The following is a 26,543-nucleotide window of genomic DNA, read 5'->3' as shown; positions in this document are numbered from 1 at the left end:
CCGGACCTCCTCCTGGCATCCCTTGCTCTCGCCGAGGAGGTCCTCCCGATGCAGATCCGCCGTTCCCGACGACGAGGCGTTCTCCTGCTGGCCGCCACGTCCGTGGCCGCGGCCGGACTGGTGGGTGGCACGGCCGTCGCGGCCTCCGCCGACCCGCCCGCGCTCGACCCGCCGAGCTGCACCACCACCCTGGCCCGCAGCCACAGCTGGCCGGGACAGATCCCGACAGAGGACGGGCTCGTGCCCCGCTTCTCCGACGCCTACTACAGCTACCTGCTGACCCTGCCCGAGTGCCAGGACCGCCCGGGCGCCACCGCCTGACCGCCGCCACGACGCGCGGGCGTGCCCGGCCCGGCCCGCGCCCCCACGCCCCCGGGTGACCGACGCCGCAGGGCACGACGAGAAGTGCGGACGGGGGCGGCTCTAGGCTCGGGGCATGCCGCATTTCGACGTCGTGGTTCTCGGGGCCGGTCCGGGCGGGTACGTGGCCGCCATTCGCGCTGCGCAGCTCGGCAAGAGCGTCGCCGTCGTGGAGACGAAGTACTGGGGCGGGGTGTGCCTCAACGTCGGCTGCATCCCGTCCAAGGCCCTGCTGCGCAACGCCGAGCTCGCCCACCTGGTGCGCGACGAGGCCAAGACGTTCGGCATCTCGGGCGAGGTCACGTTCGACTTCGGCGCCGCCTTCGACCGCAGCCGGGTCGTGGCCGACGGCCGCGTCAAGGGCGTCCACTTCCTGATGAAGAAGAACAAGATCACCGAGTTCGACGGCTGGGGCGAGTTCACCGACCCGCACACCCTGCGCGTCGCGCTGTCCGGCGGCGGCGAGGAGACCGTCACCTTCGACAACGTGATCATCGCGACCGGCACGAACACCCGGCTGATCCCGGGCACGTCGCTCTCCGAGCGCGTGGTGACCTACGAGGAGCAGATCATGACCCGGGAGCTCCCGGGCAGCGTGATCATCGCCGGCGCCGGCGCGATCGGCGTCGAGTTCGCCTTCGTGCTCCGCAACTACGGCGTGCAGGTCACCATCGTCGAGTTCCTCGACCGGGTGCTGCCGCTGGAGGACGAGGCGGTCTCCAAGGAGCTCGCCAAGGCCTACCGCAAGCTCGGAGTCGACGTCCTGACCTCCACGAAGGTGGAGAGGATCGACGACTCCGGCGACTCGGTGACCGTCACCGTGTCCAACGCCAAGGGCACGCAGGAGCTCAAGGCCGACAAGGTCGTCCAGGCGATCGGCTTCGCGCCGCGGGTCGAGGGCTACGGCCTGGACAAGCTCGGCGTGCAGCTGACCGACCGCGGCGCCATCGCGATCGACGACCACATGCGCACGAACGTGCCGCACGCGTACGCGATCGGTGACGTGACGGCGAAGCTCATGCTCGCGCACGTCGCCGAGGCCCAGGGGGTCGTCGCCGCGGAGACCATCGCCGGCGCCGAGACGATGACCCTCGAGTACCCGATGATGCCGCGCGCCACGTTCTGCTCCCCGCAGGTGGCCAGCTTCGGCTACACCGAGGCCCAGGCCCGCGAGCTCGCCGACGAGAAGGGCTGGAAGGTCAAGGTCGTCCAGTTCCCGTTCACGGCGAACGGCAAGGCCCAGGGCCTGGGGGAGCCGGGCGGGTTCGTCAAGCTGATCGCCGACGAGACCTACGGCGAGCTGCTCGGCGGCCACCTGATCGGCCCCGAGGTCACCGAGCTGCTGCCCGAGCTCACCCTCGCGCAGAAGTGGGACCTCACCGCTCTCGAGCTGGCCCGCAACGTGCACGCCCACCCGACGCTGTCCGAGGCGCTGCAGGAGGCGTTCCACGGCCTCACGGGGCACATGATCAACCTGTGATCTTGCCGTGAGTCGGCGGCGGCGAGTGGACAGCCGCCGCCGGCCTCGTGCAGAATTCGTTGCAGTAGGGGAGTACCCCTCCGCGGAGCGTCGTCAGTACGGCCTGGAACCAGGCCCGGCGCCACCGGCCCGGTAAACATCCGGGTGGGGGAGACCTGCCGACCGCCGGGTTGGAGGACTCCCGTCATGAGCACCGCTGTTTCGTCGACCGTCCCTGTTGCCGGCGCGCTCGAGAGCGTGCCCGCCGCGACCGAGAACTGGGTGACGCCCACCTGGGACGAGGTCGTGCGCGAGCACTCCGCGCGGGTGTACCGGCTGGCCTACCGCCTCTCCGGCAACCAGCACGACGCCGAGGACCTCACCCAGGAGACGTTCATCCGGGTGTTCCGGTCCCTGGCCACCTTCTCGCCCGGCACCTTCGAGGGCTGGCTGCACCGGATCACCACGAACCTGTTCCTGGACATGGTGCGGCGCCGGCAGCGGATCCGGTTCGACGCGCTGCCCGAGGACACCGAGCGGCTGCCGGGCAGCACGCCGAGCCCGGAGCAGGTGTACGCCGACACCCACCTCGATCCGCAGATCCAGGCCGCGCTGGACGCGCTCTCGCCGGAGTTCCGCGTCGCCGTGGTCCTGTGCGACATCGAGGGGCTGACCTACGAGGAGATCGCGGCGACGCTGGGCATCAAGCTCGGGACGGTGCGCAGCCGGATCCACCGCGGCCGGGTGCAGCTGCGCGCGGCGCTGGCCCACCTGGACCCGCGCCGCGCCGCCGCCGTCCCCGACGACGGGGCGGCGTAGTGGCCCCGATCGCGGCGCGGCAGGATGGCCCGATGGAACCGGACTCCGGGCTGGAACCGGATCGGGAGCCCAATCTCGACGAGTTCCTGCTGGCCCGCATCGCCGAGGACAAGCGGATCGCCGTCGACGCGGCCGAGGGCAGCGGGCAGGAGCGGTGGCACCACGGCGACGGCGCCCTCGGCCCGCTGCCGCCGTCCGTGGGCGAGCACGCGGCCCACCACGACCCCGCGCGGACCATCGCGGAGTGCGCGACGCGGCGGCGGCTGGTCATGGCCTGCCGCGACATCGGTCCCGACCTGCACTTCCTCGGCGCCCGGCCGCACGGCCTGGCCGACTTCTTCCTCACGCCGTCGGACCAGCACCAGCTGGCCGCGCTGACCCTGGCGCTGCTCGCGCTGCCCTACGCCGAGCACCACGACTACCGGCCGGAGTGGCGGCCCTGAGCGGGTACCGCGGCAGACGATCCGTGACCTGAGGTGGGTTCGCCGGTCCCGGGAGGGTGAGCCCGGCCGGAGACCCACCGAGAGTCGGATCGTGGTGGTCTCCCGAAGGCGCGATACCACCACGGCGCGACACTCGGTGGCGGCGCGGGCCGCGTCCGTCGCGCCGCTACCCGGAGCCGAGGGCCGCCGGCACCGGCCGTGCGGCCGGCTCCTGGGCGGCGCGGCGCAGCGTCTCGGCGTAGAGCCGCTCGTAGCCCTCGGCCATGACCGCGGGGGAGAACCGCCGGCGCGCGGTGGCCACGCACGCCTCCGGGTCCAGCTCGTCCAGCCGCCCGAGCGCCGCGGTGAACCCGGCCTCGTCGGTGGCGAGGAACCCGGTGATCCCGTCGTCCACGAGCGAGGGCAGGCAGCCCCGCGCCATGCCGACCACCGGCGTCCCGGCGGCCATGGCCTCGCAGACCGCGGTGCCGCCCGGCTCGGCCCACCGGATCGGGAACAGCGCGGCCCGGGCGGAGCGCAGCAGCCGGCGCTTCTCCTCGCCGTCCACGCTGCCGATCCACCGGGCCCCGTCGCCGAGCAGGGGGGCCACGTGCTCGCCGAACCAGCGGACGTCGGGGTAGCCGTGCAGCGGGCTCGCGGGGTCGGCGAGCGCCGCAGCGAGCGCCGCGGCGTCGGGCTGACCGCCGACCGGGCCGGCCAGCACCAGGGGCACCCCGGCCGCCCGGCACGCGCGCACTGCGATGTCGGTGCCCTTCAGCTCGCACAGCCGGGCGAGGACGAGCACGAAGTCCCCGCGCTCCGCCGGCGCGGCAGGGGGGTCGTCCGGGATCGGCACCGACAGCGGCACCGCGCCCAGCGCCTGCCGCCGCAGCAGCGCCGGGCCGCGGGCGAGCTGGCTGTCGGAGACGCCCGCGTAGAACACCCGCCCGCCGCCGTCGAACGCCTCGTAGAACGCGGCGTTGCGCCGCAGGTCCCAGTGCAGCGTGTGCAGCACCGGCGGCGCCGCCGGGCCCAGCGCGGCGAGCACCGCCGGGCCGACCACCTCGACGTGGCTGTGCACTAGGTCGAACGGCACGCCGGCCGCGGCGTGCCGGCGCAGCTCGGCCACGACCGCCTGCTCGTGGGCGTGCGCCAGCCCGGTGACCTCGGGGTACGGGGCGGCCAGCCGGCCGAACTGCCCGGTGGCGAAGGCGGTGACCCGCCCATCGGCGGGCTGCGTGCTCTCGCCGACGGTGGCCAGCACGACCGTGTGCCCGCGGCGGCGCAGCTCGGTGGTGAGCGTGGCGACGACGTTCTCCAGCCCGCCGTAGCCGCGGGGTGGCACCGGCAGCCACGGGCCGGCGTCCATGAGGATCTTCACGCGGGCCCGCCGGGGGTGCGGATGCCGCGCAGCGCCCGGTACTCGGGCACGGTGTTCATGGGCGGGCGCTCGATGACGCCGACGTCCCAGGCCACGGCCTCGACGTCGGCGCCGTCCCGGACGAACTGGACCAGCTCGTCGCCCGGCACCGGCAGGCTGTGGCAGCGGGCCAGTGCGGTCTGCAGGATCTGCCCCGCCATCCGGCCCAGCGCGGCGTCGGACTGGTGGCCGTGCCGCCGGGTGCCGAGGTCCACCTGGGCGAGCGCGTCGATGCCGGCGAGCTCGGCCAGGTCGATGAGCAGGCCGAGCTCCACGCCGTAGTGCGACACGAACGGCACCTGCTCGAGCAGCCGGCGCCGGCCGGCGTACTCCCCGCTGAGCGGCTGGACGAAGCCGGACAGGTGCGGCCACAGCGCGCCCAGCAGCGGCCGGGCGGTGAGCTCGGTGACCCGGCCGCCGCCGGTGGGCACCAGCCCCTCGGAGGTGGCCAGCGGCCGGTCGTAGAGCCCCTTGACGTAGCCGACCGAGGGGTCGGTGATCAGCGGGCCCAGGAGCCCGATGACGAACCCGGGATCGAAGTCGTGCACGTCGGAGTCGAGGAAGACCACCAGGTCGCCGTCGGTGACGAACAGCGACTTCCACAGCGCCTCGCCCTTGCCGGGTACCCGCCCGTGCGCGGGCAGGACGTCGTCGACGTGGACCACGCGCGCCCCGGCGGCCGCGGCGACGGCCGCCGTCCGGTCGGTGGAGCCGCTGTCGACGACGACGAGCTCGTCGACGAGCGGGATCCGCTCGACGAAGGACGACCGGATCGCCTCGACGATGGCGCCCACGGTCGCCTCCTCGTCGAGGGCCGGCAGGACGACGCTGACCGTGCCGCCGTCGCGCCGCTTGGCCTCGAGCAGGCCGGAGGCGCTCCAGCTGGAGGCGCGGTAGGTGCGGCGCGCCAGCCAGTGCGTGATCTCAGTCCGCATTCCTCGATCTCCTTCCGACGGTGCTCTCGTGCGGCCGTGGGTCCCCCGGAGGTGCCCCAGACTGCTGCACGACCCGGCCCGTTGTCTCCCGATCGGCGCGCGGGATCTCTGGCCGGAGCACGGGCCGAGGCGGCATGATCGCCCTTCATGACGGTGCGGGCGGGGCTCATCGGTGCAGGAGCGGTCGGGGCGCGGCACGCCCGCACGCTCGCCGCACTCGACGACGTCGAGCTGGTCGGCATCTGCGATCCGCTGCGTCCGGCGGCCGAGGCGCTGGGCGAGACGCTCGACGTCCCGGTCGTCGACGACCCGGACGAGCTGCTGCGCGCGCGGCTCGACGCGGTGTGGCTGTGCGTGCCCCCGTTCGCGCACGGCGAGCTGGAGCACGCGCTGGTGCGCGCGGGGCTGCCGTTCTTCGTCGAGAAGCCGCTGGCCGCCGACCTGGCCGTCGCGCGGGACGTCGCCGCCGCGGTCGCCGCCGCCGAGCTGCCGACCGCCACTGGCTACCACTGGCGCTACCTCGACACCGTCGAGCGGGCCGCCGGGGCGGTCCGCGGCCGGGCGGTCCGGCTGGTCGCGGCCCGGTGGTGGGGCGCCACGCCGGCCTCGCCGTGGTGGAGCCGCGAGGAGCTGTCCGGCGGGCAGGTCGTCGAGCAGGCGACGCACGTGCTCGACCTGCTGCGGCTTTTCGCGGGCGAGGTGGCCGAGGTGGTCGGAGCGGCGGCGCCGTCCTCGTCGGCGGGGCGGGACGTGCCGGACGCGACCGCCGCGGTGCTGCGCTTCGAGTCCGGGGCCGTCGGCACGGTGAGCACCTCCTGCCTGCTGCCGTCGCCCACCGCGGCCGGGCTCGACGTGGTCACCGACGCGCTGTCGGTGCACATGACCGAGACGTCGCTGCGGATCGCCACCCCGGAGGGCGACTCGTGCGCCGCGCCGGGGGTGGACGCCCGGCGCGCCGTCGACCGGGGCTTCGTCGACCTGCTCTCCGGCCGGCCGGCGCCCCCCGGGCTGGTCGACGTCGCCGAGGCGCTGCAGACCCACGCCCTCGCCGTCGCGGTGGCCGAGGCGGCGCGTACCGGCACCGCCGTACCGGTCGGGGGGCGGTAGGTCAGGCCGGTGGCGGGTCGCCGGCGCACAGGACGACGTCGTGCCCGCCGAACTCCGCCTCCAGCCGCACGCCCGCCAGCCGCGCCGGGTCCAGCTCGACCAGCGCGGCGCGGGTGACGGCGTAGCAGCGGTAGCCGTCCCGCCGGCACAGGTCCGCGAGCAGCGCGCGCAGCTGCGGGGTCCCCTCCAGCACCTCGACGAACAGCGCCGGGTGCCGGGCGCGCAGGTGCTCGCGGGCGGCCGCGAGCAGGGTGTGCTCCTGGCCCTCGACGTCGAGCTTGACCAGGTCGGCGCCGGCGACGAGCGCGCGCACGTCGACCGCGGGGACGTCGAGCACGGTGGTCACGTCCCGCGTCATGGCCGGGGGCAGCTCGGTGTCCGGCCCGAGGAAGGCGACGGTCGGGGTGGCCAGCTGGTCGGCGGGCACGCGCAGCTGCACCGGCGCCGCAGCCGGGCCGGGCACCGCCGCGGCCTCGACCAGCTGCACGTTGCCGACCCCGTTGAGGGCCAGGTTGGCCCGGCAGATCTCCGCGGAGAACGGATGCGGCTCGACGGCCACGTGGCGGGTCCCCGGCGCGGCCCGCGCGGCCTGCACGGTGAAGTAGCCGACGTTGGCGCCCAGCTCGAGCACCGACTCGGCCCGCCGGCAGAAGCGCCGCCACCACGGCAGCAGCTCGGGCTCCCAGCCCTGCGTGCCGTACCAGTAGAGCTGGGCGAGCACGAGGGAGTCGGCGGCGACGAAGGCCAGCCCCGGGTCGTCGGCCAGCCGGAAGGTGCTCACCGCGCGGGGGATGCCGCCCTCCCGCAGCGCGCGCAGGACCGCCCGGCGGACGACACCCGGCCGGTCGGGCAGCGGACGGCGGAGCGCGTCGGCGACCGGGAGCGGCAGCCGGCCGACGACCGACCGCGCCACCGGGCGGAGGGCCGCCCGAGCGCGGCTCACGCCCGGCCCGCGGCGGCGCGCAGCTCGCCGAACAGCCGGGCCGCGCTGTCCTCCCAGGTCGGGAAGGTCGCGGCCCGCCGGGCGGCCGCCGCGCCCAGCCGGGCCCGCAGCGCCTCGTCGGTCGCCAGGCGGAACAGCGCCGTGGTCAGCGCGGCGACGTCCCCCGGCGGGACGACGAGCCCCTCCTCGCCGTCCCGGGCCAGGTGCGGGAGGTTGCCCGCGGCGTACCCGACGACCGGCAGCCCGGCCGCCATCGCCTCGCCGAGCACGGTGCCGTAGGGCTCGCGGAGGCTGGCCAGGGCGAAGACGTCCGCGGCGGCGTAGAGGGCCGCGACGCCGTCCACCGGCAGCGGCCCGTGCACGACCACCCGGCCGGCCAGCAGCGGATCGGCGAGCCGGTCGCGGACCCGGACGGCGTAGCGCGGCTCGGCGTCCGGGTCCCCGACCAGGTGCAGGGTCACCGCGTCGTCCGGGAGCCGGCGCACCGCCTCCAGCAGGTCGAGCAGGCCCTTGCGGGCCACCCAGTTGCCGACCGACAGCACCGCCGCCCGCCGGCCGCACCGGAGGTCGCCCGGGTCCGGGCCGGGGTCGGGGGCCACGTCCCGCCCGGGCGGGACGACCCGCAGCCGGTCCGGCGGGAGGCCGGCCGCCGCCAGGTCGTCGGCGAGCGCGGCGCTGGCCGCCAGCAGCGGATCGGCCGCGCGGTAGGCCCACCGGTCGAGCAGGGCCTGCACGGCGGTGCGCAGCCGTCCGGCGTCGATCCCGCCCGGGGGCTGGTGCAGGATCGCGACGACCGGGACGCCGGCGCGCCGCAGCCAGGGCCCGAGGTACGCCGCGGCGATGCTGTCGAGCAGCAGGACGTCGGGCCGGGAGCGCACCGCCCGCCGCAGCACCCGGGCCCCCGCGGCGACCGGCAGCGGGAAGGGCGCGGCGGGCACCGAGACGAAGCGGACCCGCGCGCCGAACCGGGGGGCCAGCGCAGCGATCCGCCGGTGGTACAGGTAGCCGCCGGTGAGCGTGCCCGGGTCGCCGAGCGTGACCAGCGAGACCATCAGCTCGTGCGGATCGTCCATGTCGCGCCCACCCCGTTCGGCGCCGGCGGCCTGCTGGGCGGCGGTGAACGCTACCCGGTCGAGCTGGCCCGCGCCCTGGCTCGCCACGCCGAGGTCGACCTGGTGACCTTCGGCCCCCGGCCGGGGCTGGTCCGCGATCCGTCGGGGCTGCGGGTGCGCACGCTGCGCCCACTCGGGCACGTCCGCCGGCACCCCGCGCACCCGATCGCGCCGCAGCTGCCGTGGGCGCTCGACGGCGCCGACGTCGTCCACACCCACCACACGCGCAGCGCCCCCAGCCGGGTCGCGGCCGTGGCGGCGCGGCTGCGGGGGCAGCGGCTGGTGACCACCGACCACGGCTTCGGCGGCGGCGGGTGGCTCGGGCTGCTGCCCGCGCTGTTCGACCGGTTCCTGACCGTCTCCGCGTTCTCCGCGGCGGTTCTGGGCGTGCCCGCCGCCCGGACCCGCGTCGTGTACGGCGGCGCGGACCCGCGGCGGTTCGCCCCGGACCCGGGCACCCGCCGGGACGGCGTCCTCTACGTCGGGCGGATCACCCCGCACAAGGGCGTCGACCGGCTGATCCGGGCGCTGCCCGACGGCGCGCGGCTCACCGTGGCCGGCTCCGCCGGCCACGACCCCCGCCCGCCGGCGCGGGACTACCCCCTGCTGCTGCGGGAGCTGGCCCGCGGCCGGGACGTCGCCTTCCCCGGCGCGGTCGGCGAGGACGCGCTGCCCGCCCTGCACCGCACCGCGGCGGTCTTCGTCCTGCCCACCGTCCGGGAGGACTGCTACGGCCGGCACTTCGCCATCTCCGAGCTGCTGGGCCTGTCCGTGCTCGAGGCGATGGCCAGCGGGACGCCGGTGGTCGCCAGCCGGCTCGACGGCCTGCCCGAGGTGGTGCGCGACGGCGAGACCGGCTTCCTGGTGACCCCCGGTGACGTGGCCGAGCTGCGCGAGCGGCTGGCCCAGCTGCTCGGCGACCGGGCGCTGGCCGCGCGCATGGGGGAGCGGGGCCGCGAGGTCGTGCTCGAGGAGTTCACCTGGGACGCCTGCGCCCGCCGCTGCCTGGCCGCCTACGCCGAGCTGGTCCCGTCCAGCGGCGCGGTGTAGCCGCCGAACGCGTCGGGGTTCTCCCACACCCGGACGGCGAGCGTCGTCCCCGGCAGGGCGCCCAGCGCGGTCGCGAGCTCGCCGTGCAGCCAGCGGGCGAACGCCTCCACGGTCACCGCCTCCACCGGCACGATCCCCTCCAGGTCCTGGCCGTCGACCCGCGCGGCGGCGCCCCGCAGCGCGTCGTCCAGCACGTCGAGGTCGACGACCATGCCCCGCTCGTCGAGGTCCTCCCGGCGGACGACGACGTCGAACCGGTAGTCGTGCGAGTGCCGCTCACCCTCCGGCGGCGGCATCCCCGGCATCACGTGGAAGGCGCGCACCCCGAACCCGGTCCCGGTCTCGTACATGGGTCACTCATATCGCAGGGCGACGTGCAGGACACCCGGAGCGCGGCTGTCGAGCAGCTCGTAGGCGCGCGCGGCCTCGGCGAACGGCACCTCGGTCGTGGCCAGGGCGGCCAGCGGCAGCTCGCCGAGCAGGCGGGCGGCGGCGTGGCGGCGGCGGGCGACGTCCCAGCGGCCGGCGAGGACGGCGGGGATCGTCGACACCTGGCTGCTGCGGATGGTCAGCCGGCGCCGGTGGAACTCCGCGCCAAGCGGCAGCGGCACCTCCTGCCGGCCGTACCAGGACCCGACCAGGGCGGTGCCCTCGTGGGCCAGCAGGGGCAGCGCCCCGGCCAGGGTCCCGGGCGCGCCGGAGAGCTCGACGACCAGCGGCACCCCGCCGGCGGGCACGCGGGCCGCCAGCTCCTCCGGCGCGACCGCGTCGATGCCGAGCGAGCCGGCCAGCTCGCGCCGCCCGGCGAGCGGGTCGGCGGCCAGGACGGTCGCGCCGGCCCGCTCCAGCAGCAGGGAGGTGAGGACGCCGACCGCGCCCAGCCCGAGGACGACGACGGTCTCCTGGGCCACCTGCCCGGCGTCCAGGCTCAGCTGCAGCCCGGTCTCCACCAGCGGGAACAGGGTCGCCGTCCGGGGATCGGTGCCGGCCGGCAGCGCGACGACGTCGTCCCCGGGGACGACGAAGCGGTCCTGGTGCGGGTGGAAGGCGAAGACCAGCGTGCCCGGGGCGAGCGAGTCCCCCGACCGCTCGACGGCGCCCACGCAGCTGTAGCCGTAGGGGAACGGGTGGCGGAACGTGCCGCCCAGCGCGCCGATCCGCTCGTCGAGCGGCAGGTCGGGGTCGAGCAGCCCGCGGTAGCAGAGCAGCTCGGTGCCCGTGCTGATCCCGGACGCCAGGGTGCGGACGAGCACCTCGCCGGAGCCGGGCTCCGGGACGTCGACCGGGGCCAGCTCGACCTGGCGCGGGGCGGTGAACAGCAGCCGGGAGGCCTGCACGCCGATCGACCTCCGTTCCGCAGACGGGTTCGTTCCGGGTCGCGCGACGGTAGCGTGCGAAACCCCGTGTCCGCCGCAGCGAGGAGAGTCGGGTCCATGGTCGAGACGTCGTCGCAGCGGCCGCGCGTACGGAAGGTGGCCTCCGCGCCGATCCCGACGCCGTACGGCCAGTTCCAGGCGCATGCCTTCGAGACGCCGTCCGGGCACGTGCACCTGGCGATGGTGACCGGCGAGATCGGCGACGGCGCCCCGGTGCTCACCCGGCTGCACTCGGAGTGCCTGACCGGCGACGCGCTCGGCTCGCTGCGCTGCGACTGCGGCGTCCAGCTGCGCTCGGCGCTGCGGACCGTCGCCGCCGAGGGCCGCGGCGTCGTCCTCTACCTCGGCGGCCACGAGGGGCGGGGCATCGGGCTGGTGGACAAGCTGCGGGCCTACGTCGAGCAGGACGCCGGGGCCGACACGGTCGACGCCAACCTGCGCCTCGGGTTCGCCGCCGACCTGCGCTCCTACGACGACGCGGCCGAGGTGCTGCGGCTGCTCGGCATCCGGTCGGTCCGGCTGCTGTCCAACAACCCGGCGAAGGCCGAGGGGCTGGAGCGCGGCGGGGTCGCGGTGGAGTCGCTGCGCGGGCTCGGCACCGCCCCGCACCGGCGCAACCGGTTCTACCTGGAGACCAAGCAGGCGCGGCTGGGCCACCACCGGCCGACCGGCCGCGGGCTCGAGGAGCTGCGCGTCCCGCCGGTGGACGTCGGCCGGCTGCTCGGTCACCAGCAGCCGCGCGCCGACCGGCCGCACGTCGTCGTCAAGTACGCGCAGACCCTCGACGGGCGGATCGCGACCGTCACCGGCGACGCCAAGTGGATCAGCGGCGAGCCGGAGCGCCGGGTGGCGCACGCGATGCGGGCCGGCTGCGACGCGGTGCTGGTGGGCGCGGGCACCGTGCTGCAGGACGACCCGCAGCTGACGGTGCGCATGGTGCCGGGCGCCTCGCCGCTGCGCGTGGTGCTGGACTCGGCGCTGCGGACCCCGCTGGACGCGAAGGTGCTCTCCGACGACGCCGCGACGCTGATCCTGTGCCGGCCCGACGCCGACCCCGACCGCCGGCGGCAGCTCGTCGTGGCCGGCGTCATGGTCCGCGAGGTTCCGGGCGGGCCCGAGGGGCTGCGGATCGACGAGGTGCTGCGGCTGCTCCGGTCCCTCGGGGTGGCCTCGCTGCTGGTCGAGGGCGGCGGCCGGGTGATCACCTCGATGCTGCGGGCGGGCGCGGCCGACCGCGTCGTCGTGTCGGTGTCCCCGACGATCATCGGGGCCGGCGTGGACGCGGTGGGCCCGCTCGGGATCAGCCGCGTCTCCGACGGCCTGCGCCTGGTCGACCGGTCGGTCTTCGTCGCCGGCGAGGACCTGCTGCTCGGCTTCGACGTCGAGCCCGGCGGGCAGCCGGAGGCGGCCCCGCCGCCCGTCGGTTCGAACGGCGGGGCCTGACCACCACAGGCTCCCGGGAAGCCGCGATGGCTGCCCCGAGTGTCCGGTCCGCCCCGCCGGACGGCGAGCCGGTGCGGATCCGGCCGGTGCCGTTTCGACGCTTGACGCGGGAAATGAATGACCGTTCAATTCGTGACATGGGTCGCATCGCGGGCGCCACCGCGGCCGGCACCCGGGAGCGGCTGCTCCGGGCGGCCGCCGACGTCTTCGCCCGCCGCGGCTACGAGGGCACCCGCGTCGTGGAGATCGCGGCCGCGGCGGGCCTCTCCAACGGCGCGCTGTACGCCCACTTCGGGTCGAAGGGGGAGCTGCTCGTCGACGCCCTGCGCGCGCACGGGCGCCGCCTTCTCGCCGACCTGATCGCGGCCGACCCGGCCCGCCCGATCCGCGACGTCCTGCTGCAGACCGGCCGGTCGCTGCGGCGGCGCCGCGAGCCCGACGAGCGGCTGATGCTCGAGGCGCTGATCGCCGCCCGCCGCGACGAGGACGTCGCCGGGCCGATGCGCGGCTACGTCCGCGAGCGGGCCGACTGGCTGGCCGGCCTGGTCCGCGACGCCCAGCGGCGCGGCGAGATCGACCCGGCGCTGCCGGCGGCCGCGATCGCGCACTTCTGCCTCGCCCTCGCCGCCGGCACCGCGCTGGTCGGCCCGGACCTGCACGACGTGGACGACCAGGAGTGGGCCGTGCTGCTCGCCCGGCTCGTGGCCGCCCTCGCTCTCCCCACCACCGCACCGACGGGAGCCGTGCCATGAGACTCCACATCGACCGGGACCGCTGCCAGGGGCACGGCCGCTGCTACGACCTCGAGCCCGACCTGTTCGGCGAGGACGAGGAGGGCTACGGCGTCGTCCTCGCCGACGGGCGGGTGCCGCCGGGCCGGGAGGACGACGCCCGCCTGGCCGTCGCCAACTGCCCCGAGCAGGCGATCGACGTCCTCGAGGAGGCCTGACATGACCGTCGACGACCGCTCCCTGGACGACTTCCGCCACGTCCGCCCCGACCCGGCCCTGGGCACCCGCAACGACCCGGTGACCGGCCCGGTGTCGGACTGGACGACGGACTTCTCGCACCTCGAGCCCGAGTACGCCCAGCGCGCGCCGGAGATCTGGGACGACCTGCGCGGGCGGTGCCCGGTCGCGCACACCGGCCGGTTCGGCGGGGGCTGGCTGCCCACCCGGTACGAGGACGTCGCCGCGATCGCCTACGACACCGACGCCTTCTCGTCGCGGGCGATCATCATGAGCAACTTCCGGCCGCCCCGGGACATCGCGCCGATCGGCGGGTCGCCGCCGATCTCGTCGGACCCGCCGTTCCACCACGACGCCCGCAAGCTGCTGCTGCCGGCCTTCACGAAGAGCGCCGTGAGCCGGCTGGAGCCCGCGACCCGGGCGTACTGCGAGTCGCTGGTCGACGGGTTCGCCGGGCGGGACGTCGTCGACGCCGCCGCCGAGTACGCGCAGCACATCCCGATGCGGGTCATCGCCGACATGCTCGGCTTCCCGCCGGAGGACGGCCCGCAGTTCGCCCGGTTCGTCGAGAACACCCTCGAGGGCGTCAACCTGCCGCCCGAGGAGCGCATCGACCGGATGGGGGAGCTGTTCGAGTACCTCTACGAGCAGATCCGCGACCACCTCGCGCACCCTCGCGAGGACCTCACCTCCTACCTGCTCCAGGCCGAGCTCTACGGCCGCAGGCTGGAGCCGCAGCACGTCGCCGGGACGATGTCGCTGCTGCTCATCGCCGGCATCGACACCACCTGGAGCGCGATCGGGGCCTCGCTGTGGCACCTGGCGGGCCACCCCGAGGACCGCCGCCGGCTGGTCGCCGAGCCGGAGCTGATGCCGACGGCGATGGAGGAGTTCCTCCGGGCCTACGCGCCGGTGACGATGGCGCGGCTGGTCCGGCAGGACATGACCTGGCGCGGCGTCGACATGAAGGCCGAGGACTGGGTGCTGCTGCCCTTCCCGGCCGCCAACCGCGACCCCGAGCAGTTCGAGCGGGCCGGCGAGGTGGTGATCGACCGGCAGGTCAACCGGCACGCCGCCTTCGGGCTCGGCATCCACCGGTGCGTCGGGTCGCACCTGGCCCGCATGGAGCTGCGGGTCGCGCTGGAGGTCTGGCTGGCGCGGCTGCCGGAGTTCTCGCTGGCCGACCCGGCCGCGGTGAGCTGGTCCACCGGTCAGATCCGCGGGCCGCGGGCCCTTCCGCTGCGGCTGGGCTGAGGGACGCCTGCGGTCAGCCGCCGGCGAGGAGGGCGCGCACCGCGTCGACGTCGTCCGCCTCGGCCGGGGTCTTGTCGGGGCGGTAGCGCACCACCCGGGCGAAGCGCAGCGCGACCCCGCCGGGATAGCGGGGGCTGCGCTGGGCGCCGTCCAGGGCGATCTCGACGACCAGCTCGGGCCGCAGGAGCACGCCCCAGTCGTGCTGCTCGCGGGCCAGGCCGGGGAAGGTGCGGGTCTGCCAGTCCAGCAGCTCGTCGGTCATGCCCTTGAACGTCTTGCCGACCATGACCGGTTCGCCGCCGTCGGGGTCGCGGGCGCCCAGGTGGATGTTCGACAGCTTCCCGGTCCGCCGCCCGTAGCCCCACTCCGCGCCGATCACCACCAGGTCGAGGGTGTGCACCGGCTTGACCTTCTGCCACGCCCGGCCGCGCCGGCCGGCGGCGTAGGGCGCGCCGAGGTCCTTGACGACGACCCCCTCGTGGCCGGCGGCGAGCGCGCCCGCGAGCACCTCGGCCGCCTGCTCGGGGGTCGGCTTGCGGACGCCGGGCATCCGCAGGGCGGCGTGCTCGTCGGCGGCCAGCAGCTGCGCCAGCGCGTGGAGCCGCACCCGCAGCGGCTCGTCGAGCAGGTCCCGGCCGTCGAGGTGGAGCAGGTCGAAGAAGAACGGGCTGAGCAGGACCGCCGCATCGTCTCCGTCCCCACCCGGCCCCGCGCTGCCGAAGCGGCTCATCGTGTCCTGGAAGGTGCGCGGCCGGCCGTCGTCGTCCAGCGCGAGGGTCTCCCCGTCGAGGACGGCGGACCGGCACGGCAGCGCCCGCACCCGCTCGGCGAGCTCGGGGACGGCGTCGGTCACCTCCCGCAGGGTGCGGGTCCACACGCGGACGTCGTCGCCGTCCCGGTGCACCTGGATCCGGGCGCCGTCGAGCTTGTGCTCGACCGTGACGTCGGCGCCGAGGTCGGCCAGCGCGGCGTCGAGCGAGGAGCCGGGGCTGGCCAGCATCGGGTGCACGGGGCGGCCGACCCGCAGCCGCTCGGCCTCCAGCGCCGCCACGCCGCCGCCGAGGGCGGTGGTGGCGGTGTCGGGCAGGCTGCCGGAGAGCATGTACGCCCGGCGGACGACGGCGGACGGCACGCCGGCCGCGGCCACCACGGCGTCGAGGACGACGCCCTCCAGCGCACCCTGGCGCAGCTCGCCGGTGAGCAGCCGGACCAGGAACCGCTGCTCGTCCGCGGTGGCGGCGCCGAACAGGCCGGCCAGCAGCGCCTCCCGGCGGGCGGCCGACCCCGTGCCGGTGGTCGCCGCGAGCTCGGTGAGCGCCTCGTCGACGGCATGCACGGTCAGCCGCGGCTCGTCGGCCGGCTCGTGCGCCAGCCGGGTCAGCGTCCGCCAGCCCACGCCCACCCGGCCCTGCAGCGTGTCCCCGGACAGCCACGCGGTCACCGGGCGGATCTCCTCGGCGTCGGCCGTCCGCAGGGCCTCGGCGATGCTCGCGGCCTTCGCCGTCCGGGCCCGCGTGGCGGCGACCGCGGCGGAGGCGGCGAGGACGTCGGCGAGCAGCACGCCGCCATCGTCGCAGGTCAGCGCCTGCGCATTGACGTTCGCCGGTCCCCGGGACGAGCATGCCCGCGAGCACGGGGGCCCGGCGACGAGAGGCCGGCCATGACGACCGCACCTGACGTTCTGGTGGATCCCGCCGCGCTGCGGGAGCAGGTCCGGGACAAGTACCGGGAGGTCGCGGCCGATCCCTCGCGCCGCTTCCACTTCCACACCGGCCGCGAGCTGGCCCGGCGGCTCGGCTACGACGACGACGCGGTGGCCGCGCTGCCGGACCGGGCCGTCGAGTCCTTCGCCGGGGTGGCGAACCCGCTCGCGCTGCGCCCGCTCGAACCGGGCGCGCGGGTCGTCGACGTCGGCTCCGGCGCCGGCTTCGACGCCTTCCTCGCCGCCCGGCAGGTCGGGCCGGGCGGCCGGGTCATCGGCGTCGACATGACCCCGGAGATGATCGCGAAGGCGACGGCGACCGCGACCGAGCTCGGGCTGGCGCAGGTGGAGTTCCGCCTCGGACTGGCCGAGGCCCTGCCGGTGGAGGACGCCTGGGCCGACGTCGTCCTCTCCAACGGCGTGATCAACCTCTGCGCCGACAAGCGCGCCGTCCTCTCCGAGATCTTCCGCGTGCTGCGGCCAGGCGGGTGGCTGCAGTTCGCCGACATCGCCAACGGCCGCCCGGTGCCGGAGGGGGCGCTGCGCGACATCGACCTCTGGACCGGCTAGATAGCCGGCGGGCTGCCCCGTGCGGGCTGGCAGAAGAGCCTGACCCAGACCGGCTTCTCCGACGTCGCCGTCGGTGACGCCGTCGACACCTTCGGCGGCGCGGACGGGGAGCGGAACGCCCGGACCTACGAGGTCTACGGCTACCCGTTCCTGGCCCGCAGACCCGGGTAGCTCACAGCCGGCGCCCTGACCGGGCACAGCTGCGACGCCCAGCGTGGCGCCATGAGTTCCCTCGGCGCCCTGCTCGGCACGGTTCTGCTCCTGGTCGAGCTGGTCCTCGTCGCCCGGGTGGTCGTGGACTGGGCTGGGCTCCTTGCCCCGGGCGGGACCGGGCTGGCCCGCGCCCGGGGAGTGACCCACCGCCTCACCGAGCCGCTGATCGCCCCGGTGCGCCGCGTGCTGCCGCCGCTGCGCGTCGGCGGGGTGTCCATCGACCTGGCGTTCACTGTCGTGTTCCTGGCCGTCGCCGTCCTCCGCGCCCTCGTCGTGAGGTTCTGAGCTCCGTCGCCTACGGTCTCGGCAGGTCCGGGACCGGAGGTGCGCGATGACGACGACGTCGATCGAGCGGCGGACGGCGCTGGAGCGCCTCCTGCCGGACGGCGCGCTGATCACCGACGACGCCGTCCTGCTGGGGCTCTCCTCCGACGAGGCGGAGTGGGCCGACGTCGGCCGGCCGGCGGGCGCCGTCCGCGCGCGCAGCGTCGCGGAGGTGCAGCAGGTGGTCGCCGCGTGTGCCGAGCTGGGCGTGCCGGTGGTGACCCGCGGCGCGGGCACCGGGCTCTCCGGCGGCGCCAACGCCGTCGACGGCTGCCTGGTGCTGGACCTCTCGCGGATGAACCGGGTGCTGGAGATCGACCCCGACGACCTGGTCGCGGTGGTCGAGCCCGGCGTGGTCAACGACGACCTCAAGGCCGCGGTGGCCGAGCACGGCCTCTGGTACCCGCCCGACCCGGCCAGCTCGCCGTGGTCGACGATCGGCGGCAACGTGGCGACCAACGCCGGCGGGCTGTGCTGCCTGAAGTACGGCGTGACCCGGGACTACGTGCTCGGCCTGCAGGCCGTCGTCGGCGGCCCGGCGGGGGCCTACGGCACCGCCGTGCGGATGGGGCGGCGCACCACGAAGGGGGTCGCCGGCTACGACCTGACCGCCCTGATGGTCGGGTCGGAGGGCACGCTGGGCGTGGTCACCGAGGTGACGCTGCGGCTGCGGCCCGCGCCGTCCGCCGCGCCGCGGACCGTCGTCGGCGCCTTCGGCTCGCTGGTCGCCGCCGGCGAGGCGGTCGCGCTGGCCACCCGCCGCAAACTCACGCCGCTCGCCCTGGAGCTGCTCGACGGGCCGACCCTGCGGGTGGTCGAGGAGTGGAAGCACCTCGGGCTGGAGGCCGACGCCGCCGCCCTGCTGCTCGCGAAGATCGACACCCCGGGCGCGTCGGGGGAGGAGGAGGCGACGGCGATGGCCGCCGCCTTCCGTGAGGCCGGGGCGCTGTGGGCCGAGCAGTCCAGCGACGACGCCGAGGCCGAGGCGCTGTTCGCGGCCCGCCGGCTGGCCTACCCGGCGCTGGAGCGGCTCGGCCCGGTGCTGACCGAGGACATCTGCGTGCCGCGCTCCGAGGTGCCGGGGATGCTCGCCGACGTCGAGGCGATCGCCACCCGGTACGGGGTGCAGATCGGGACCATCGCGCACGCCGGCGACGGCAACCTGCACCCGTGCATGATCACGCCGCCCGGGGACGACGACGCCCGCCGGGCCGCGGTCGCGGCCTTCGACGACATCCTCGCCGCCGCGATCGCCCGGCGCGGGACGGTGACCGGGGAGCACGGCGTCGGCCTGCTCAAGCGCGGGGGCATGCGGGCCGAGCTCGACCCCGGGGCGCACGCCATGCAGGAGGCGATCAAGCAGACGCTGGACCCGCTCGACCTGTTCAACCCCGGCAAGGTCGTGGGCGAGCCGTAGAGGAGGCCCGGTGTTCCGTTCCGTCCCCGTCGCGGGCGGCACGCTCTCGGTCGAGGTGCTGGCCGGCGACACCGACCCGGTGCTCGCCGTCCACGGGGTCAGCAGCAACTGCCGGCTGTGGAACTGGCTGCGCGCCGAGGCCCCGGAGCTCGCGCTGGTGGCACCCGATCTGCGAGGACGGGGCGCGAGCGTCCGCGTCGGTGGTCCGTCGTCGGTGGCCCGGCACGTCGAGGACCTGGTCGCCGTCCTGGACGAACTCGGGCTCGAGCGGGTGAGCGTCTGCGGGATGTCGATGGGCGGGTTCGTGGCGGTCGCGCTGGCCACCGCGCATCCCGGCCGGGTGCGCGACCTCGTCCTGGTGGACGGCGGGTTCCCGATGGCGGTGCACGAGGGGCTGTCCGAGGACGGCGTCCGCGCGGCCTTCACCGCCCAGGCGTCGCGGGTGGACCGGGAGTTCGCCGACGTCGACGAGTACGCCGGCTTCGTGCTGCCCGGCATGCCGCTGCTCGACCGCGACGACCCGCTGCTGCGCGACTACCTCGCGCACGACCTGGCCGACGGGCGGGTCCGGCTGGATACCGACGTGCTGGTCGCCGACGCGATCGACACGATCCTCGGCACGTCACCGTGGCGGCAGCTGGACCGGCCCACCCGGCTGGTCTACGCGCAGTGGAGCACGGGGCGCGACTCTGCACCCGCCTATCCGCCGGAGCGGGTGGCCGGGTTCGCCGCCGAGCTGCCCGCACTCGAGGCCACCGAGCCGGTGGAGGGCGTCGACCACGCGGCCAGCATCATGACCCGCCGCGGCGCCGCGGTCGTGGCCGCTCACCTTCGCGCGGCACAGCAGCGCGCGGACTGAGCAGACGGGGCCGTGCCGCGCGTTTCCGCGGAAACGCGACGCCGCCGCTCACCTGCTGTTGCTGTCACTGGCCAGCCCTATCGTTCGAACATGCATTCGATGACCGTGGAGCCCGAAGCGGCTTCTGACGAATCGCCGGTCGAGCACCCGTCCGGCTCACCGTTGCCCGAGCTGGCGCGGGCGATCACGGGCGGCGCGGTGCGGATGGCCGCGGCCACGGCGGCGTGGCTGCGGCTGGTCGCGGAGTTCGACGAGCGCGGCGGCTGGCACGGCGTCGGCATCGCCTCCTGCGGGCACTGGCTGTCCTGGCAGTGCGGCCTCTCACCCAACGCCGGACGCGAGCACGCGCGGGTCGCCCGGGCGCTGCGCAGGCTGCCGCTGATCGAGGCGGCGTTCGCCGCCGGCCGGCTGTCGTACTCGAAGGTGCGGGCGCTGACCCGGATCGCGGCCCCGGACTGCGAGGAGTCGCTGCTGGAGTTCGCGCTGTCCGCGACCGCGTCGCAGACCGAGCGGTTCTGCCGGCAGTGGCGGCGCATCGAGACGCCGACGCGGGCGGGCTGCGGCCGCACGTGGGGATGTCGTTCCAGACCTGGACCGACGACGACGGGTTCATGACGTTCAAGATCCGCGTGCCGACCGAGCAGGGCGCGCCGGTGATGACGGCGATCGACTCCCTCGCCGAGCGCGACGCCCGCCGGGAGCGCGCCCAGGCGAAGAAGGCCCAGGGGCGGCACGAGCGGATCCGCGCCGCCGGCGGGACCGTCGACCACGACGTTGCCGAGCGCTGCGCGCAGGGCGCCGCGGTCCGGCTGGCCCGCGAGCGCATCGCCGGCCGCCGCGTCGCCGCCTTCGCCGCCCTGGCCGAGGCGCGCGTGCACCTGGATCGCCGCGCGGGGGATCCGCCGCGTCGGGAGGTGGTGGTGCACGTCGACGCCGACGTGCTCGCCGACGACGCGGCTGCCGGCCGTGCCTTCTTCGAGGGCGGTCCGGCGATCGCGGGCGCGCAGGCCCGCCGCATGCTCTGCGAGGCCACCGTGGTCACGATGCTCGAGCGCGACCGGGAACCGCTGGCGGTCGGCCGCCGCCGGCGCCGGGCGACGCGGGCGCAGCGTCGGGCGCTGCTGCGCCGCGACGGCGGCTGCGCGCGACCGGGCTGCCCGGAGACCCGCATCGAACGGCTGCACGCCCACCACCTGCGGAACTGGCTCTTCGGCGGGCGCACGGACGTCGCCAACCTGGTGCTGCTCTGCGACGCCGACCACGGCCTGGTCCACGACCTCGACCTCGTCATGGCCCGCCGCGACGGGCGGCTGATCGTCACCACGCCCGAGGGGCAGTGGGCGTGGGGGAGCGCCGATGCGGCCTTCTCCGCCGGCCTGACCGGCCTGGACGCCGACCGCACCGCCGACGAGGACCCGTTCGTCGGCGTTCACCCGATCGACACCCGGATCGGCCGCCGACCGGCCGACGCGCCGGCGGAGGACGGCCGCTCCGGGTCCTCGGGTGCGCCGCTGACCAGGCGCCCGGCGCCGCGTCGCGGGCTTCCGCGCGACCGGTTCCCGCACCGCCGTCGCAGCGCACCGGCCGGACGGCCCGACGGCGTCCGGCGCCCCGGTGGCCGACGCGCCGGCGGCCCACCCGCCGGCCGGCGCACCTCGTTCGCGGCACCCGCCCCGGCCTCGCCGGCCCGGATGACCGCCCGCATCGACGCCGCCCTCTTCCCCGACGGCCCGCCCGAGCTGCCCGACACCCTCCAGGACCGCACCGACCGGATGGACATGACCTATGCCCTCGACGTCCTCATGGGCAACCGCGATCTGCTGCGACGGCTCGCCGCCGGGGCGGGCGGCGGCGACCCGAGCTGACGCCATCGCGTTTCCGCGGAAACGCCGCTCAGCGGGACACGCCGTCCAGGTAGAGCCACCGGCCCTCCTCACGGACGAACCGGCTGCGCTCGTGCTGGACACCGGCCGCCCGGTCGGCCACGTACGCCGCCCGGAACTCGACGGTGCCCTCGCGGTCGAGCATCGAGCCGGCGGTGGTGGCCACGATCTCCAGCCCGGTCCAGCGCACGGCCGGGTCGAGCTCGAGCGTCGCCGGCCGGGTGCGCGGGTGCCACGTGGTCAGCAGGTAGGCGGCGTCGCCGACCACGAACGCGCTGTACCGCGAGCGCATGAGCTGCTCGGCGGTGCCCGCGGTCGCGGCGCCGTCGTGCAGCCGGCCGCAGCACTCGGCGTAGGGCAGGCCGGTGCCGCACGGGCAGCGTCTCGGGGTCACCCGCCGAGTCTGCCCGTCCGGCCCCGTCAGCCCCTTCAGTCCTCGGCGAGCCAGACCGCGGTGTCGGGCGGCAGCGCGATGCTGCGGTCGGAGGCGGGCAGGTGCGGCGTCGAGGCGAGCAGCACCGAGCCCGTCGAGCGGACCAGCACCGTCTCGGCGCCCATGTTGACCACGCACCGCACCGTCCGCCCCGCACCGGCGCAGCGCACCGTGAGGACGTCGCCGTCGCGCTGCACGGTGGCCTCGCCCGAGCCCAGCGCCGGGTGTTCCGCCCGCAGCGCCAGCGCCCGCCGGTAGAGCTGCAGCATCGAGCCGTCGTCCCGCGTCTGGCGCGAGACGGCGTGGCGGTGCCAGCGCGCGGGGATCGGCAGCCAGGGCTCGGCCGCCCCCTTCGGCGAGAAGCCCACGCCCGCGGAGGTGTTCCACGGCATCGGCACCCGGCAGCCGTCGCGGCCGGCGCGGGCGCCGCCGCTGCGGAAGAAGATCGGGTCCCGCTTGGCCTCGTCGGGCACCACGGCCTGCGGCAGTCCCAGCTCGTCGCCGGCGTAGAGGTAGGCCGACCCGGGCAGCGACAGCAGCAGCAGGGCCGCCGCACGGGCCCGGGCGGTGCCGACCTCGCCGCCGCCGAACCGGGTCACCAGCCGGTCCTTGTCGTGGTTGCCGAGCACCCACGGCACCGAGGCGCCGACCGGCGCGAAGGCGTCCAGCGCGCAGCGCACGCCGTCGGCGAAGGCCTCCGCCGACCACGGCGACTTCAGCAGCCGGAACGCGAAGGACAGGTGGAACTCGTCGGGCCGCGAGTACAGCGCCACCTCGTCGAGGTCGGCCAGGCAGACCTCGCCGACCAGCATGGTGTCCGGGTACTCGTCGCAGATCGACCGCCAGCGCCGCCAGACGTCGTGCACCTCGGGCTGGTTCCAGGTCATCGCCTGCTCCGGGCCGTGCCCGAACAGGGTGGGGGAGTAGAGGCCGGGGTTGTCCCGCAGCTCCGGGTCCTTGAACAGGCCGTAGGCGACGTCCACGCGGAACCCGCTCACGCCCCGGTCCAGCCAGAACCGCAGCGTCTTCTCGAAGTCGGCGGCCACCTCCGGGTCGCGCCAGTTCAGGTCCGGCTGCTCGGGGGCGAACAGGTGCAGGTACCACCGCCCGTCCGGCGTCCGCGACCAGGCCGGGCCGCCGAACAGCGACTGCCAGTTGTTCGGCGGCTCCTCCGACGGCGGCGCGAAGTGGTAGCGCGCGGCCTCGGGGGAGTCCGGGTCGGCGAGCGCCGCCTGGAACCACGGGTGCCGGTCCGAGGTGTGGTTGGGGACGACGTCCAGCACGACCCGCAGGCCGAGCTGCCGCGCGTCCTCCACCAGCGCCTCGAGGTCCGACACGTCGCCGTAGTCGGGGTCGACCGCCCGGTAGTCGGTGACGTCGTAGCCGCCGTCCGCACCGCCCGAGGGGTAGTGCGGGTTGATCCACAGCGCATCGACGCCGAGCCACGACAGGTACGGCAATCGCGAGCGCAGGCCCGCCAGATCGCCGATCCCGTCGCCGTTCCCGTCGGCGAAGGAGCGCAGGTACACCTGGTACACGACGGCCGTTCGCCACCAGGGCGTCGACGACCGCGGGGACGGGACCCGTCGTTGGGCCGCGGTCCCCGCACGGATCATCCGAGCGGACACGTGCCCACCATCGGCAGCTGGGGCGCCCTAGGTCCGTATTGGAATCGCCGAACAATCGCGGGAAGCCTTGGCAGATCCCGCCAGATCCGCAGCTCGTCAGCCTGCGGTCAGGCCTCGTCGTCCCGCTCGGTGGCCGGCGTGGGCCGGTCGGCGGCCTCGTGCCCGGGGTCGAGATGGGTCACCTGTGAGAGCCGCAGCGGCCGGAACGGGCCGCCTGGGGAGACCTCGAGCGGGGCCACGACCAGGCAGACGTGGTCGCTGCCCTCGTCCAGGACGGTCACCCGCTCGGCGGTGAACCGGTGCGGGCAGCCGCGCAGGACCGGCACCCCGCCCGGCCCCGGGTCCCAGTCGCACCGGGCGAACTTGTCGACGTCGTCCCCGGACACCGTGCCGAACAGCCGCGGCAGGTCCTCGTCGACGTCGTCGGCCAGGAAGTGGACGGCGAAGTGCCGCGCGTGCAGCGCCACGCGGAACGTGTGGTTGGCCTTGGACAGCCACACCACGTACCGCGGCGGCGTGATGCTGCACTGGGCGGAGAAGCCCACCAGGCAGCCGGCCCGCTCGCCGCCGGACACCGTCGTGACGATCGCCATCGCGGGGTCCAGGTGCGCGACCAGGTCGGCGAAGTCGCCGTCGTCCTCGCTCAGCTCGGCCTCCCTCCCGGAACAGGTGCGGGCCAGAGTGTGCACCCAGCCGGCGCGGACCGCGCGCCGCCGGCCCCAGCGGCAACGCCGACCTGGTCGCCGAGGCCCGCCGCGCCATCGTGGCGGCGGGACGGCGTCCGGCCACCCCCGCCGAGGTGCGGGCCGCCGCGGGCTCGACGAAGCAATCCGCGGCAGCCCTTCCCGGCGGCGCGGTTCGGTGATGTGCTCGCCGTCACACCCACACGCACCGCCACTGGGAGGACGACGCGATGACGCAGACCCTCGACTCGCCCCCGCTGACCCCGCAGCAGCGGGCCGAGACCTGGCTGTCCGGGCTGGAGGACGCGCTGAGAGCCCGCGACGTCGAGCGCGCCGCCGGGATGTTCGCCGCGACCAGCTTCTGGCGGGACCTGGTCTCCTTCGGCTGGAACATCACCACCGTCGAGAACCGGGCCGGCGTCACCGAACTGCTCACCGAGACCCTCGAGCGCACCGACCCCACGGGCTTCGCCGCCGAGGAGCCGGCCGAGGAGGCCGACGGCGTCACCACCGTCTGGTTCACCTTCGAGACGGCGGTGGGCCGCGGCCGCGGCCTGGCCCGGCTGATCGAGGAGGACGGCGAGACCAGGGCCTGGACCTTCCTGACCTCGCTCTACGAGCTCAAGGGGTACGAGGAGCCCAAGGGCGCCCGCCGGCCGATGGGCGCCGAGCACGGGGTCAACAAGCAGCGGCTCACCTGGCTGGAGCGGCGGGAGAAGGAGCGGGCCGAGCTCGGCACCGCCGTCCAGCCGTACGTGCTCGTCGTCGGCGGCGGGCAGGGCGGCATCGCGCTCGGCGCCCGGCTGCGGTCGATCGGCGTGCCGAGCCTCGTCGTCGACAAGCACCCCCGCCCCGGCGACCAGTGGCGTGGCCGCTACAAGTCGCTCTGCCTGCACGACCCCGTCTGGTACGACCACCTGCCCTACCTGAAGTTCCCCGACACCTGGCCGGTCTTCTCGCCCAAGGACAAGATCGGCGACTGGCTCGAGTCCTACGTCGAGGCCATGGAGGTGCCGTACTGGACGAGCACCGCCGTCACGAAGGCCACGTACTCGCCGGAGAAGGGCGAGTGGACCGTCGAGCTCGAGCGCGAGGGCGACCCGCTGACGCTGCGGCCCAAGCACCTGGTGCTGGCCACCGGGATGTCGGGCAAGCCGAACATCCCGGAGATCCCCGGCCAGGACGTCTTCCGCGGCGACCAGCACCACTCGTCGGCCCACCCCGGGCCGGACGCCTACGCCGGCAAGCGCTGCGTCGTCATCGGCAGCAACAACTCCGCCTTCGACATCTGCGGCGCGCTCTACGAGTACGACGCCGACGTCACGATGGTGCAGCGCTCCTCGACGCACATCGTCCGCAGCAACACCCTGATGGACATCGGGCTGGCCGCGCTCTACAGCGAGGAGGCGGTGGCGAGCGGGGTCACCACCGAGAAGGCGGACATGATCTTCGCCTCCATCCCGTACCGGATCATGCACGAGTTCCAGATCCCGCTGTACCAGCAGATGGCCGAGCGCGACGCCGACTTCTACGAGCGGCTGGAGGCCTCCGGGTTCCGGCACGACTGGGGCGAGGACGGCTCGGGGCTGTTCATGAAGTACCTGCGCCGCGGCTCCGGCTACTACATCGACGTCGGCGCCGCCGACCTGGTCGCCGACGGGCACGTCAAGCTCGCGCACGGCCAGGTCGTGCGGGTCACCGAGGACGCCGTCGTCCTCGAGGACGGCACCGAGCTGCCGGCCGACCTGGTGGTGTACGCGACCGGGTACGGGTCGATGAACGGGTGGGCCGCCGACCTGATCGGCCAGGACGTCGCCGACCGGGTCGGCAAGGTCTGGGGCCTCGGGTCCGGGACGACGAAGGACCCTGGCCCGTGGGAGGGCGAGCAGCGCAACATGTGGAAGCCGACCCAGCAGGAGGCGCTGTGGTTCCACGGCGGCAACCTGCACCAGTCCCGGCACTACTCGCTCTACCTCGCCCTGCAGCTCAAGGCCCGGTACGAGGGCATCCCGACGCCCGTCTTCGGCCTGCAGGAGGTGCACCACCTGACGTGAGCAGCAGCGGACCGGCGGCCGGCGCCTGTGCTTGCGAACACAGGCGCCGACTCGAATTGACTCGTCCCCGCGACCGCAGCATGCTCGCGCCGTACCGAGCCGGAGCAGT

At 75.5% G+C, this 26,543-nt stretch carries 27 protein-coding genes; 17 read left to right on the top strand and 10 right to left on the bottom strand.

Going from position 1 to position 26,543, the window contains the following annotated elements; all coding sequences use genetic code 11:
* Positions 1-48: 48 nt before the first annotated feature.
* The 4 genes from AB3388_RS15325 to AB3388_RS15310 all read left to right on the top strand — a co-directional run bounded on the left by AB3388_RS15325 (position 49) and on the right by AB3388_RS15310 (position 3,081).
* Positions 49-321, top strand: a complete 273-nt coding sequence (locus tag AB3388_RS15325; RefSeq protein ID WP_495406147.1) for a hypothetical protein — start codon at positions 49-51, stop codon at positions 319-321.
* 115 nt (positions 322-436) lie between these two features.
* Positions 437-1,840 carry a dihydrolipoyl dehydrogenase gene (gene lpdA / locus AB3388_RS15320; protein ID WP_495406146.1) on the top strand — a complete coding sequence of 468 codons (1,404 nt, stop codon included), beginning with the start codon at positions 437-439 and terminating at the stop codon, positions 1,838-1,840.
* A gap of 186 nt (positions 1,841-2,026) precedes the next feature.
* Positions 2,027-2,638 carry an RNA polymerase sigma factor SigE gene (gene sigE / locus AB3388_RS15315; protein ID WP_495406145.1) on the top strand — a complete coding sequence of 204 codons (612 nt, stop codon included), beginning with the start codon at positions 2,027-2,029 and terminating at the stop codon, positions 2,636-2,638.
* A 32-nt stretch (positions 2,639-2,670) separates the two neighbouring features.
* Positions 2,671-3,081 carry a DUF6221 family protein gene (locus AB3388_RS15310; RefSeq protein ID WP_495406144.1) on the top strand — a complete coding sequence of 137 codons (411 nt, stop codon included), beginning with the start codon at positions 2,671-2,673 and terminating at the stop codon, positions 3,079-3,081.
* Positions 3,082-3,247: 166 nt separating this feature from the next.
* Here AB3388_RS15310 and AB3388_RS15305 read toward each other — a convergent pair whose 3' ends face one another.
* Together AB3388_RS15305 and AB3388_RS15300 are read right to left on the bottom strand one after the other, a co-directional pair.
* The gene (locus AB3388_RS15305; protein WP_495406143.1) at positions 3,248-4,441 is read right to left on the bottom strand and encodes a glycosyltransferase; all 1,194 of its coding nucleotides are present in this window, start codon (positions 4,439-4,441) and stop codon (positions 3,248-3,250) included.
* Entirely contained in the window at positions 4,438-5,415 is a 978-nt protein-coding gene (locus AB3388_RS15300; RefSeq protein WP_495406142.1) for a glucosyl-3-phosphoglycerate synthase, read from the bottom strand. The genes AB3388_RS15305 and AB3388_RS15300 overlap by 4 nt, the downstream gene beginning before the upstream one ends.
* 147 nt (positions 5,416-5,562) lie before the next feature.
* Between AB3388_RS15300 and AB3388_RS15295 the strand changes: the two genes are divergently transcribed.
* Positions 5,563-6,522, top strand: coding sequence for a Gfo/Idh/MocA family protein (locus tag AB3388_RS15295; RefSeq protein WP_495406141.1), 960 nt, complete (start codon positions 5,563-5,565; stop codon positions 6,520-6,522).
* Between the two features lies 1 nt (position 6,523).
* On the opposite strand, the gene AB3388_RS15290 is transcribed toward AB3388_RS15295, so the two are convergent.
* Together AB3388_RS15290 and AB3388_RS15285 are read right to left on the bottom strand one after the other, a co-directional pair.
* Positions 6,524-7,465 carry an FkbM family methyltransferase gene (locus tag AB3388_RS15290; protein WP_495406140.1) on the bottom strand — a complete coding sequence of 314 codons (942 nt, stop codon included), beginning with the start codon at positions 7,463-7,465 and terminating at the stop codon, positions 6,524-6,526.
* Positions 7,462-8,538: a glycosyltransferase gene (locus AB3388_RS15285; RefSeq protein WP_495406139.1), complete on the bottom strand. Its 1,077-nt coding sequence runs from the start codon at positions 8,536-8,538 to the stop codon at positions 7,462-7,464. The genes AB3388_RS15290 and AB3388_RS15285 overlap by 4 nt, the downstream gene beginning before the upstream one ends.
* Between AB3388_RS15285 and AB3388_RS15280 the strand changes: the two genes are divergently transcribed.
* Positions 8,524-9,627 (top strand): glycosyltransferase family 4 protein, encoded by a 1,104-nt coding sequence (locus AB3388_RS15280; RefSeq protein WP_495406138.1) that lies wholly within the window; start codon positions 8,524-8,526, stop codon positions 9,625-9,627. The genes AB3388_RS15285 and AB3388_RS15280 overlap by 15 nt on opposite strands.
* Here AB3388_RS15280 and AB3388_RS15275 read toward each other — a convergent pair.
* Positions 9,591-9,977: a 6-pyruvoyl trahydropterin synthase family protein gene (locus AB3388_RS15275; protein WP_495406137.1), complete on the bottom strand. Its 387-nt coding sequence runs from the start codon at positions 9,975-9,977 to the stop codon at positions 9,591-9,593. The genes AB3388_RS15280 and AB3388_RS15275 overlap by 37 nt on opposite strands.
* Before the next feature lie 3 nt (positions 9,978-9,980).
* Entirely contained in the window at positions 9,981-10,964 is a 984-nt protein-coding gene (locus tag AB3388_RS15270; RefSeq protein ID WP_495406136.1) for a zinc-dependent alcohol dehydrogenase, read from the bottom strand.
* A 96-nt stretch (positions 10,965-11,060) separates the two neighbouring features.
* Between AB3388_RS15270 and ribA the strand changes: the two genes are divergently transcribed.
* From ribA to AB3388_RS15250, 4 genes are all read left to right on the top strand, one after another.
* Positions 11,061-12,446 (top strand): GTP cyclohydrolase II, encoded by a 1,386-nt coding sequence (ribA, locus tag AB3388_RS15265; protein WP_495406135.1) that lies wholly within the window; start codon positions 11,061-11,063, stop codon positions 12,444-12,446.
* 137 nt (positions 12,447-12,583) lie between these two features.
* Entirely contained in the window at positions 12,584-13,198 is a 615-nt protein-coding gene (locus AB3388_RS15260; RefSeq protein ID WP_495406134.1) for a TetR/AcrR family transcriptional regulator, read from the top strand.
* Positions 13,195-13,395, top strand: a complete 201-nt coding sequence (locus AB3388_RS15255; protein ID WP_495406133.1) for a ferredoxin — start codon at positions 13,195-13,197, stop codon at positions 13,393-13,395. Before AB3388_RS15260 ends, AB3388_RS15255 begins: the two co-directional genes overlap by 4 nt.
* Position 13,396: 1 nt before the next feature.
* The gene (locus AB3388_RS15250; RefSeq protein WP_495406132.1) at positions 13,397-14,668 is read left to right on the top strand and encodes a cytochrome P450; all 1,272 of its coding nucleotides are present in this window, start codon (positions 13,397-13,399) and stop codon (positions 14,666-14,668) included.
* Between the two features lie 13 nt (positions 14,669-14,681).
* On the opposite strand, the gene AB3388_RS15245 is transcribed toward AB3388_RS15250, so the two are convergent.
* Complete coding sequence (locus AB3388_RS15245; RefSeq protein WP_495406131.1) at positions 14,682-16,229, bottom strand: ATP-dependent DNA ligase; 1,548 nt, start codon at positions 16,227-16,229, stop codon at positions 14,682-14,684.
* Between the two features lie 99 nt (positions 16,230-16,328).
* Between AB3388_RS15245 and AB3388_RS15240 the strand changes: the two genes are divergently transcribed.
* The 6 genes from AB3388_RS15240 (at position 16,329) to AB3388_RS15215 (ending at position 21,618) form a co-directional block, all read left to right on the top strand.
* Positions 16,329-16,940 (top strand): methyltransferase domain-containing protein, encoded by a 612-nt coding sequence (locus tag AB3388_RS15240; protein WP_495406130.1) that lies wholly within the window; start codon positions 16,329-16,331, stop codon positions 16,938-16,940.
* Between the two features lie 222 nt (positions 16,941-17,162).
* Positions 17,163-17,438 carry a YggT family protein gene (locus tag AB3388_RS15235; RefSeq protein ID WP_495406129.1) on the top strand — a complete coding sequence of 92 codons (276 nt, stop codon included), beginning with the start codon at positions 17,163-17,165 and terminating at the stop codon, positions 17,436-17,438.
* 46 nt (positions 17,439-17,484) lie between these two features.
* On the top strand, positions 17,485-18,894 hold the full coding sequence (locus tag AB3388_RS15230; protein ID WP_495406128.1) for an FAD-binding oxidoreductase: 1,410 nt from the start codon (positions 17,485-17,487) through the stop codon (positions 18,892-18,894).
* 10 nt (positions 18,895-18,904) lie between these two features.
* Positions 18,905-19,753 carry an alpha/beta fold hydrolase gene (locus AB3388_RS15225; protein WP_495406127.1) on the top strand — a complete coding sequence of 283 codons (849 nt, stop codon included), beginning with the start codon at positions 18,905-18,907 and terminating at the stop codon, positions 19,751-19,753.
* A 90-nt stretch (positions 19,754-19,843) separates the two neighbouring features.
* Positions 19,844-20,368, top strand: coding sequence for a DUF222 domain-containing protein (locus AB3388_RS15220; protein WP_495406126.1), 525 nt, complete (start codon positions 19,844-19,846; stop codon positions 20,366-20,368).
* The gene (locus AB3388_RS15215; protein ID WP_495406125.1) at positions 20,329-21,618 is read left to right on the top strand and encodes an HNH endonuclease signature motif containing protein; all 1,290 of its coding nucleotides are present in this window, start codon (positions 20,329-20,331) and stop codon (positions 21,616-21,618) included. Before AB3388_RS15220 ends, AB3388_RS15215 begins: the two co-directional genes overlap by 40 nt.
* Positions 21,619-21,646: 28 nt before the next feature.
* Here AB3388_RS15215 and AB3388_RS15210 read toward each other — a convergent pair whose 3' ends face one another.
* From AB3388_RS15210 to AB3388_RS15200, 3 genes are all read right to left on the bottom strand, one after another.
* On the bottom strand, positions 21,647-22,030 hold the full coding sequence (locus AB3388_RS15210) for a YchJ family protein (RefSeq protein ID WP_495406124.1): 384 nt from the start codon (positions 22,028-22,030) through the stop codon (positions 21,647-21,649).
* Positions 22,031-22,065: 35 nt separating this feature from the next.
* Positions 22,066-23,607, bottom strand: a complete 1,542-nt coding sequence (locus tag AB3388_RS15205) for a glycoside hydrolase family 13 protein (RefSeq protein WP_495406123.1) — start codon at positions 23,605-23,607, stop codon at positions 22,066-22,068.
* 197 nt (positions 23,608-23,804) lie between these two features.
* Positions 23,805-24,386: a flavin reductase family protein gene (locus tag AB3388_RS15200; RefSeq protein ID WP_495406122.1), complete on the bottom strand. Its 582-nt coding sequence runs from the start codon at positions 24,384-24,386 to the stop codon at positions 23,805-23,807.
* Positions 24,387-24,610: 224 nt separating this feature from the next.
* Between AB3388_RS15200 and AB3388_RS15195 the strand changes: the two genes are divergently transcribed.
* The gene (locus AB3388_RS15195; RefSeq protein WP_495406121.1) at positions 24,611-26,434 is read left to right on the top strand and encodes a flavin-containing monooxygenase; all 1,824 of its coding nucleotides are present in this window, start codon (positions 24,611-24,613) and stop codon (positions 26,432-26,434) included.
* Positions 26,435-26,543: the final 109 nt, after the last annotated feature.

The sequence above is a fragment of the Geodermatophilus sp. SMS 5-13 genome (genome assembly GCF_059428245.1).
The sequence above is the reverse complement of the archived record's forward strand: the minus strand, read 5'-3'. Positions and strand labels throughout refer to the sequence as shown.

Excerpts from the sequence above, each read along its gene's own strand:
- AB3388_RS15325 (WP_495406147.1), top strand. The coding sequence starts at position 49 with ATGCAGATCCGCCGTTCCCGACGACGAGGCGTTCTCCTGCTGGCCGCC.
- lpdA (WP_495406146.1), top strand. The coding sequence starts at position 437 with ATGCCGCATTTCGACGTCGTGGTTCTCGGGGCCGGTCCGGGCGGGTAC.
- sigE (WP_495406145.1), top strand. The coding sequence starts at position 2,027 with ATGAGCACCGCTGTTTCGTCGACCGTCCCTGTTGCCGGCGCGCTCGAG.
- AB3388_RS15310 (WP_495406144.1), top strand. The coding sequence starts at position 2,671 with ATGGAACCGGACTCCGGGCTGGAACCGGATCGGGAGCCCAATCTCGAC.
- AB3388_RS15300 (WP_495406142.1), bottom strand. The coding sequence starts at position 5,415 with ATGCGGACTGAGATCACGCACTGGCTGGCGCGCCGCACCTACCGCGCC.
- AB3388_RS15295 (WP_495406141.1), top strand. The coding sequence starts at position 5,563 with ATGACGGTGCGGGCGGGGCTCATCGGTGCAGGAGCGGTCGGGGCGCGG.
- AB3388_RS15285 (WP_495406139.1), bottom strand. The coding sequence starts at position 8,538 with ATGGACGATCCGCACGAGCTGATGGTCTCGCTGGTCACGCTCGGCGAC.
- AB3388_RS15275 (WP_495406137.1), bottom strand. The coding sequence starts at position 9,977 with ATGTACGAGACCGGGACCGGGTTCGGGGTGCGCGCCTTCCACGTGATG.
- ribA (WP_495406135.1), top strand. The coding sequence starts at position 11,061 with ATGGTCGAGACGTCGTCGCAGCGGCCGCGCGTACGGAAGGTGGCCTCC.
- AB3388_RS15260 (WP_495406134.1), top strand. The coding sequence starts at position 12,584 with ATGGGTCGCATCGCGGGCGCCACCGCGGCCGGCACCCGGGAGCGGCTG.
- AB3388_RS15255 (WP_495406133.1), top strand. The coding sequence starts at position 13,195 with ATGAGACTCCACATCGACCGGGACCGCTGCCAGGGGCACGGCCGCTGC.
- AB3388_RS15250 (WP_495406132.1), top strand. The coding sequence starts at position 13,397 with ATGACCGTCGACGACCGCTCCCTGGACGACTTCCGCCACGTCCGCCCC.
- AB3388_RS15240 (WP_495406130.1), top strand. The coding sequence starts at position 16,329 with ATGACGACCGCACCTGACGTTCTGGTGGATCCCGCCGCGCTGCGGGAG.
- AB3388_RS15235 (WP_495406129.1), top strand. The coding sequence starts at position 17,163 with ATGAGTTCCCTCGGCGCCCTGCTCGGCACGGTTCTGCTCCTGGTCGAG.
- AB3388_RS15230 (WP_495406128.1), top strand. The coding sequence starts at position 17,485 with ATGACGACGACGTCGATCGAGCGGCGGACGGCGCTGGAGCGCCTCCTG.
- AB3388_RS15220 (WP_495406126.1), top strand. The coding sequence starts at position 19,844 with ATGCATTCGATGACCGTGGAGCCCGAAGCGGCTTCTGACGAATCGCCG.
- AB3388_RS15215 (WP_495406125.1), top strand. The coding sequence starts at position 20,329 with ATGTCGTTCCAGACCTGGACCGACGACGACGGGTTCATGACGTTCAAG.
- AB3388_RS15195 (WP_495406121.1), top strand. The coding sequence starts at position 24,611 with ATGACGCAGACCCTCGACTCGCCCCCGCTGACCCCGCAGCAGCGGGCC.